The 8259-nt window shown below is 75.7% G+C and carries 5 protein-coding genes and 1 pseudogene; 2 read left to right on the top strand and 4 right to left on the bottom strand.

What is annotated here, in order from left to right:
* The 4 genes and pseudogenes from IE312_RS42880 to IE312_RS32610 form a co-directional block, all read right to left on the bottom strand.
* Positions 1-309 (bottom strand): annotated as a pseudogene (locus IE312_RS42880) (PrsW family intramembrane metalloprotease); the annotation flags it as partial.
* A 42-nt stretch (positions 310-351) separates the two neighbouring features.
* Positions 352-1188 carry a tRNA (guanosine(46)-N7)-methyltransferase TrmB gene (trmB, locus tag IE312_RS32620; protein WP_189985860.1) on the bottom strand — a complete coding sequence of 279 codons (837 nt, stop codon included), beginning with the start codon at positions 1186-1188 and terminating at the stop codon, positions 352-354.
* 39 nt (positions 1189-1227) lie between these two features.
* Positions 1228-2448: an L-2-hydroxyglutarate dehydrogenase gene (gene lhgD / locus IE312_RS32615; protein ID WP_189985859.1), complete on the bottom strand. Its 1221-nt coding sequence runs from the start codon at positions 2446-2448 to the stop codon at positions 1228-1230.
* Between the two features lie 71 nt (positions 2449-2519).
* Positions 2520-3944 carry an NsdA family TPR-like regulatory protein gene (locus IE312_RS32610; RefSeq protein WP_189985858.1) on the bottom strand — a complete coding sequence of 475 codons (1425 nt, stop codon included), beginning with the start codon at positions 3942-3944 and terminating at the stop codon, positions 2520-2522.
* Positions 3945-4668: 724 nt separating this feature from the next.
* On the opposite strand from IE312_RS32610, the gene IE312_RS32605 reads away from it, so the two are divergent.
* Positions 4669-6744 carry an asparagine synthase-related protein gene (locus tag IE312_RS32605; RefSeq protein WP_189985857.1) on the top strand — a complete coding sequence of 692 codons (2076 nt, stop codon included), beginning with the start codon at positions 4669-4671 and terminating at the stop codon, positions 6742-6744.
* 146 nt (positions 6745-6890) lie between these two features.
* Positions 6891-8259, top strand: a 1369-nt coding sequence (locus IE312_RS42875) for an AfsR/SARP family transcriptional regulator (protein ID WP_229900705.1), incomplete at its 3' end; no start/stop codon positions are given.

Below are 8259 nucleotides of genomic sequence, written 5' to 3'. Positions count from 1 at the left end.
CGCCGCCGCACACGCTCCCCAGGCGAAGGAGAACACCAGGTTCCGCCAGGGCCCGGGCCGCACCCGGTCCAGCCAGCGGAAAGCGGCCATCAGCCACGGCACGGGCAGCACGGCCAGGCCGAGCCCGACGAGGAAGCCCTCCGTACCGGTCTGCCGCCGTACGAGCGCGAGGATGACCAGGCCGGACAGGGCCAGCAGGGAGCTCAGTGCCCCGTACCGCACCCACCTCCGCTGCCACCAGTGCGGGTGGTGGAGCACACCGTCACCGGGGCTCGGGGGACACGTCGGGAACGGGGGACTGGTGGCCACGGCATCGACCCTAACGGTGGCGGGGCGAGGGGCTGGAGCGGATTACCGGTCCTGCTCAGCGGTGCTGTGCGGGACGCGCCGGAACAGCAGGTCTCTCACCACATGTCCCTTGTCCAGTCCCTGCCCCTCGAAACGGGTCAGCGGCCGGAAGCCGGGACGCGGTGCGAATCCGCCGTCCGGCCGGGTGTTCTCGAAGGCCGGGTGCGCCGTGAGCACCTCCAGCATCTGCTCGGCGTACGGCTCCCAGTCCGTCGCGCAGTGCACGAGCGCGCCGGGCTTCAGCCGGGTCGCGGCGAGCGTCAGGAACTCGGGCTGGATGAGCCGCCGCTTGTGGTGCCGCTTCTTCGGCCACGGGTCGGGGAAATACACGCGCAGCCCGTCCAGCGCGTCCGGGCGGAGCATCTCCCGGAGCAGGATGATCGCGTCGCCGTTGCCCACCCGGACGTTGGTCAGGCCGTTCTGGTCGGCGAGGTTCAGCAGGTTCCCCTGGCCCGGGGTGTGCACGTCGACGGCCAGGATGTTGGTGTCCGGGTCACCGGCGGCCATCCGCGCGGTGGCCTCGCCCATTCCGAAGCCGATCTCGAGGACCACCGGGCGGTCGTTGCCGAACAGCTCGCCGAGGTCGAGCACCCGCTGCCCGTCGATGTCCAGGCCCCACTGGGGCCACAGCCGCTGCAGGGCGTCGGCCTGCCCGGCCGTCACCCGGCTCCGCCGCGGCTGGAAGCTGCGGATCCGCCGCTCGAAGTGCGACCCGGCGGGATCCGCCTTGGGCCCGTCCGGGAAGCGCGGCTCCCCCTTGGCCCGGGTGTGCCGGACGGGGACACCGGGCGCGTGCGGTGCCGAGGGCGGGGCTTCGGGGGTGTTCAGGGAGTCAGACACAGTACGACCGATTTTACGGCGCCCGGCGCGGGAGCCCGCTCAGCCGGCCGCCGCGAGCATCTCCAGCACCCTGCGCCCGACCTCCCGTCCGATCGGCAGGGACGCCGTCGCCGCCGGGGACGGGGCGTTGAGCACGTGCACCGCCCGCGCCCCCTCCCGGATCAGGAAGTCGTCCACCAGCGTCCCGTCCCGCAGCACCGCCTGCGCCCGCACGCCGGCCGGGGCCCGCACCAGGTCCCCGGCCTCCGCCGCGGGCAGCAGTCTGCGCACGGCCCGGAGGAAGGCGCCCTTGGACACCGACCGGTGCAGCTCACCGGCGCCGTACCGCCAGTGCCGCCGGGCGATCGCCCACGAACCCGGCCACGCCACCGTCCCGGCCAGCTCCCGGGGGCGTACGACCCCCCAGCCGTACCCCTCCCGGGCCAGCGCCGGCACCGCGTTCGGGCCGATGTGCACGCCCCCGTCGATGCCGCGCGTCAGGTGCACCCCGAGGAACGGGAACGCCGGGTCCGGCACCGGATACACCAGCCCCCGCACCAGCTCCGGCCGCGCCAGCTCGTAGTACTCCCCGCGGAACGGCACGATCCGCACCTCCGGCTCGTCGCCGGTCAGCCGGGCCACCTCGTCGCAGTACAGCCCCGCGCAGTTCACCAGCACGCGCGCGCGGACGACGTCGCCGCTCGCGGTGAGCACGGCCACGCCCCGCTCCGGGCGCCGGTCCACCCGGACGACCCGGGCGCCGTACCGGATCTCCGCCCCGGACGCCCGCGCCAGCTGCCGGGTGACGCCGACGAAGTCGCACACGCCGGTCGTCCCGACGTGTATGGCCGCCAGGCCCCGCACCTCCGGCTCGTACTCGCCGATCTGGGCCGGGCCCAGCTCGCGCACCGGGATGCCGTTCTCGCGGCCCCGCTGCACGAGCGCGTGCAGCCGGGGCAGCTCCTCGCGCTCGGTGGCGACGATCAGCTTGCCGGTGACGGCGTGCGCGATGCCGTACTCGGCGCAGAACTTCACCATCTCGGCGGCGCCCCGCACCGCATACCGCGCCTTGAGCGAGCCCGGGCGGTAGTAGATCCCGCTGTGGATGACCCCGCTGTTGCGCCCCGTCTGGTGCCGGGCGGGACCGGGCTCCTTCTCCAGCACGGTCACACGCTTGCCCGGCGCGGCCCGGGTGATCGCGTACGCCGTCGACAGCCCGACGATCCCCCCGCCGACCACCAGCACATCACAGTCGTACGCCCCGGCCCGCACCTGCACCACCTCCGCCTCCGATAGTGCACTGCGCCACTGACAGTCCCTTCAAACACCGGGGCACGGCGAACGGCGCGGCCCTACGCCGTGGTCATCAGCAGCGGCCGCGCCCGCTCCCGCAGCTCCACCACCCTCGGCTCGTCCCCGTACGGCTCCAGCCGGTGCAGCAGGTCCTTGACGTACTCGGTGGTCCGCGCCGAGGAGATCCGCCCGGCCACCTCCACCGCCCGCACCCCCTGCTCGCAGGCCGCGTCGAGGTTGCCGGACTCCAGCTCGGCCACCGCGGACACCACCAGCCGCAGCCCGTGCGACCGCACGAACTCCTCCGTCGGCTTCGACAGGGCCTGCTCGGTGAAGCGCCGGACCTGCCGGGGCGCCTTCAGGTCCCGGTAGCACTCCGCGGCGTCCGCGGCGAACCGGTCGTAGCCGTAGAAGCCGAGCCACGAGGGGTCGTTGTCACCGGGACGGGAGCGCTCCAGCCAGCTCTCGGCCGCCTTCAGCGCCGTGCCCGCCGCCTGCGCGTCGCCCGCCCGCGCGTGCGCCCGCGCCTCGACCAGCCGGAAGAAGCTCATCGTGCGGGCGGTCGCCAGCCCCCGGTTGCGTTCCAGCGCGGCCTGCGCAAGGTCCACGCCCTCGTCCCCGAAGCCCCGGTAGGTCGCCTGCAACGACATGGAGGCCAGTACGTATCCCCCCAGCGGGACGTCCGCCGCCGCGCGCGCGAGGCGCAGCGCCTGGATGTAGTACCGCTGCGCGGCCTCCTGCTGGCCGGTGTCGAAGGCCATCCAGCCGGCGAGCCGGGTGAGTTCCGCCGAGGCGCCGAACAGGGCGCGGCCGACCTCGTCGGAGTAGGAGCCGAGCAGCAGCGGTGCCGCCTCCACCCGCAGGCACTCCGGCACCATCGACGAACGCCAGTCCCCGCCGCCGTACTTGGAGTCCCACCGGCGGGCGTCCTCGGCGGCCTCGCGCAGCTTCCGCACGTCGCTGTGGCCGACTTTGATCGGTGCGCCGGACCCCTCGACGGAGCCCGCCTCCCGCGCGACCGAGCTGTCGGCGGGGGTTATCAGCCAGCGGGACGCGGGCGTTGCGTATGCGCTGACTGCGAACGACCCGGCCAGGGACTGCCAGATGCCGCCCGAGCCGGCGCGGCGGCCCGCGAGGTCCAGGCGGTACAGCTCCGTCGCCGACTTGACCGCCTGGCCGACGTCCCGCGGGAAGGCGAGGCCGACCTCGGGCGCGGGATCCGCGTCCGCCAGGCCGATCTCGTGCAGCGGCACCGGGCGGCCGAGCTTCTGGCCGATGGCGGCGGCGATCAGGTGCGGCGCCGCACCCTGCGGCACCATGCCCTTCGACACCCAGCGCGCCACCGACGTCTTGTCGTAGCGAAGCGTCAACCCGCGCTGTGCGCCCAGGTCGTTGACGCGTCGCGCGAGACCCGCGTTGCTGATTCCCGCGAGGGCGAGAACGGCGCCGAGCTTTTCGTTCGGCCCGCGTTGCTCCCTGGACATGCGCCACCCCTCGACACAGACGGCTGCCGTGCTGGCATAACCACGCGGCATTCGTAAACCCAGCGTAGTTCGCCGCATCCCAAGCGTTAAGGGGCATTGTTCCGGTTGGCGGGATTGTGGTCGGTACGCGGGAGCGGGTGCCTACGCACCGTGCACGGACTGTCGCCACGTGCCCCCGCCCGTGTGGCCGTGCGCCTGTCCGTGCGCTCTTCTCCGGCCACCGGGGGAGCGGTTCCATGGTCGGTGCGTGGGTCGGCCCGCTGTACTGGATCCAGTGGGCTGGGGGACACCGCCATCTTCATCCCCGCGGGTGGCGGACCGGTCCGGGAGGCGTCGCACGCCTCCCGGACCGTGCGCGCTTACGGGGGGCCGTGCGCCGCGCCGGCCTGTACGGAGCGTGCTCATCTTCGGCTCCCTCCTTATTATTTGGCTGAAAACCGACCACCCTCCGGTGTGATGAATTACCGCTCCGACCATGCAACTTGGCGGCGCGCGCGGCGGTTTGGGGGCGCGCTTGGGGGCGCATTCGCGCCGTGCCGCGCGGGCCCCCTTACGGACCGGACCGTTCCGCTCGGGCCGTCCGCGCCTCAACTTCCCTGGCCCGCGCGGGGAACTTCCCCCGATCGAAGGCGGTGCCGCCGTCCCTCTCCCGCGCGCCCTTCATGGCAGCATGGGGAACCGGTTCGTACGGTGCACTGGTTGTCCCCAGCCTGTGGAGGCGTCGATGCGGTGGTTGGTGGGGTGGAGCAGCACCGCCGCGGGCGCCGCCGGGATCGGCACCGCCGGTGCCGTCGGCTACGACGGCGAGACCGTGCACCCGGTCGGCTCCCAACTCCTGTGGGGCGACCCGGATCCGCTGTGGGCCGTCGGCGACTGGCGTCCGGACGAGGTGCGCGTGGTGCACGCCGACGCCCAGCACCGCATCGCCGTCCTCGGCATCTGCGGCGCCACCGACGAGGAGCTGCGGCGCGGCCTGTTCACCGCGCGCGGGGGCGCGGTGCGCCACCTGACCACCTGGCCCGGCAGCTACACGGCCGTCGTGCAGGCCGGCCGCCGCATCACCGTCTGCGGCGATCTCGCGGGCGCCCGGCCGGTGTTCCACACCCCGTGGGCCGGCGGCACGGCCTACGCCACCGCCGCGCTGCCCCTCGCCGACCTCGTCGAGGCCAACCTCGACTTCACCCACCTCGCCGCCCTGCTGGCCGCCCCGGACGTACCGGCCGCGCTGCGCGACACCACGCCGTACGACGGGGTGCGGCGGATCCCGCCGGGGCACGCGCTGGTGCTGCGCGCCGGGGCACGCGAGGTCGCCGGGTACGAACCGGTCGCCTCCCTCGCCGTCGCCGCGCCCCCGGCCGATCCCGACCGTGCCGTGGACGCCGTGCGCGACACCCTCGTGGAGGCGGTGCGCACCCGGCTCGCCGCCCCCCGGCACGTGCCCGACCTGGACCCCGGCCCGGTACCCGGCATGGGGCCGGCCGAGCGGCGCGCCGCGCGCGGGATGCCCGTTCCCGGCATCGGCGCCGACCTGTCCGGCGGGCCCGCCTCCGGCACCCTCGCACTGCTGGCCGCCGGACTGCCCGGCAGACCCGGCACCCTCCTCGGCCACGGCACCGGAGCCGGCGAGCGCCTCCTCGCCGTCACGTTCAACGACCTGGCGGTGACCGGCCGCGAGGCCGAACTCGAACGCGCCGGGGCCCTGGCCGCCAACCCCCGGCTGCACCACGTGGTGGTCACCGGCGCCGAGGAGACCCTGCCCTACGCCGACCTCGACGGCCCCCTCACCGACGAACCCGGCCCCTCCCTGGTCGTGGCGGCCCGGCACCGCGCCCGGCTCGCGGCCGGCAGCGCCGACCACTTCACCGGCCACGGCGCCCGCCAGGTCCTGGACGCCCACCCCGCCCGCCTCGCCGACCTGCTGGTCGACCGCAGGCGGCGGCACCTGGTCCGGCCGGTCGCCGCGCTGGCCCGTGCCGACGGTTCGGTCCTGGTGCCCGCGCGCGTGTACGGTGCGGCCCGGCGGCTGGCCCGCACCCCCTACCGGGCGGGCCTGGAAGTGCTGGCCGAGCGGCTGATGCGGCGCCGCTTCGACGAACCCAGGGGCGCGGTCGGGGCGTCCCTCGCCGCGCTGGCCTGGGCCAGACCCGGGCCGGCCGCCCGGTGGCTGACGGGGGAGGCGCTGGCTGAAGTATCGGTTCTGCTGCAGGCGGAGGCGGACCGCTCCGGCACCGGCGCGCAGCGCCCCGGCGACTACCGCGCGCGTGCCGCACTCGCCCGCCACGCCGCCGACCTGCGCGTGCTGGAACAGGCCGCCGAGATCCGCTCCCAGCGCCTGCACGCGCCGTTCCTCGACAACCAGGTCGTCCGCGCCTGCCGCGACCTCCCCGAGGCCCTGCGCGTCCAGCCCGGCGCCCGCGCCGCGATCCTGCGCACCGTACTGGAGGGCGCCGGCGTCACCGACCTGCCGCCCGGCTGGGGCGCCCCCTCCCACGCCTCCACGACCGCGGCCGCGCGCGCGGGACTGCGGGCGGCGGCCGACCCCCTCCTGGACCTCTTCGCCACGCCCCTGCTCGCCGACGCCGGGCTGGTGGAGGCCCGTGTCGTCCGCAAGGCCGTGCGCTCGGCCGCGGCCGGCGAGCCGCTGCCCCTGGACGGCCTGGCCGACCTCATCTCCCTCGAACTCTGGCTCCGCCGCCTCCTTGCCCGCCGGGGCACCTGCTGGACCGGCACCCCGACCCGCTCCCGCGCGGTCCCCTCCGGGATCCAGCCCAGAAGAAGCGCGCTGACCCCGGGAGCGTGAGCAGTCCGGCCGGGGGCGGCGCCCGGTGAAGGCCGGTGCCGTCGTGCGTCAGCGGGCACGCGGTGGCGACGCGGCGGGCCACCGCGAAGGCGCCCCGCCGGGGAAACCCCGTGCCCCGCTCCCGTACCCCCCGCCACAATGTGCGGGTGCGGTACAGAATCCTGGGCGTGACCCAAGCAGCGGACGACCAGGGCACTCCCCTGCCCATCGGCGGCCGGCGCCTGCGCACGCTGCTCACCGCCCTCGCCCTGCGTCCCGGCCGCACCGCCACCCCCGGCACCCTCGTCGACGAGATCTGGGCGGACGAACCGCCCCAGGACGCGCCGGCCGCCCTCCAGGCCCTCGTCGGCCGGCTCCGCCGTACCCTCGGCCGGCACACCATCGCCTCCACCCCGGGCGGCTACCGCCTCGAAGCGACCGAGGACGACGTCGACCTGCACGTCTTCACGCGCCTCACCCGCACCGGCACCCAGGCCCTCACCGCCGGCGACCCGGCCACCGCCCACCGCGCCCTCACCGAGGCCCTCGCCCTCTGGTACGGCCCGGCCCTGGCCGACCTCCCCGACCGCACGGCCGCCGCCCGCCCCGAGGCCCTGCGCCTGGAGGCGGCCCGTGCCCGCGCCGCCGCCGCGCTCGCCCTGGGCCGCGCCCAGGAGGCCGTACCGGAGCTGCGCGAACTGACCGCCGCGCACCCGTACGACGAGCCGCTGCACGTCCTCCTCATCCGCGCCCTGCGCGACACGGGCCGCCCGGCCGACGCCCTCGCCGCCTACGAGTGCGCCCGCCGCACCCTCGCCGGCACCCTCGGCACCGATCCCGGCCCGGAACTGCGCGCCCTGCACGCGTCGTTGCTGGAGCAGGAGCACCCGCTCCCGCCGGCCACCACGGCCGGGCCCCCGCCCAGGACCCCCGCCCGGCCCCCCGAGCGCTCCGGGAACCTCCGCCCCCGTCTGACGTCCTTCGTCGGGCGGGAACCGGAACTCGAGGCCATCCGTTCGGATGTGCGCAGGGCCCGTCTGGTCACCCTCACCGGACCGGGCGGTTCCGGGAAGACCCGTCTCGCCGAGGAGGCCGCCGCCGCGCTCCCCTCGGCCTGGCTGGTCGAGCTGGCCCCGCTCGACCATCCGGAGGCGGTGCCCGACGCGGTGGTCAGCGCGCTCGGTCTGCGCGAGACCGTGCTGCTGACGGGCGACCTGGCGGCCCCGCAGACCGACCCCACGGCCCTGCTGATCGAGCACTGCGCCCCGCGCGGCCACGTCCTGATCCTCGACAACTGCGAGCACGTCATCGGCGCGGCGGCCGCCCTCGCCGAGACCCTCCTCACCCACTGCCCCGGGCTCACGATCCTCGCGACCAGCCGTGAACCCCTGGGCGTCCCCGGTGAGTCGGTGCGCCCGGTCGAGCCACTCGTCCCGGAGCAGGCGCACCGCCTCTTCGCCGAGCGCGCGCGGGCCGTCCGCCCCGACGCCGACGCCGTGCTCGCCGACACCGGCGCCGTGGCGGAGATCTGCCGGC

The organism is Streptomyces capoamus (assembly GCF_014654935.1).
Lineage (GTDB): Bacteria > Actinomycetota > Actinomycetes > Streptomycetales > Streptomycetaceae > Streptomyces > Streptomyces capoamus.
This window is presented reverse-complemented; position numbering and strand designations above follow the sequence as displayed.

Coding starts and splice junctions, on each gene's coding strand:
- IE312_RS32610 (WP_189985858.1), bottom strand. CDS start 3,944: ATGTCCAGGGAGCAACGCGGGCCGAACGAAAAGCTCGGCGCCGTTCTC.
- IE312_RS32605 (WP_189985857.1), top strand. CDS start 4,669: ATGCGGTGGTTGGTGGGGTGGAGCAGCACCGCCGCGGGCGCCGCCGGG.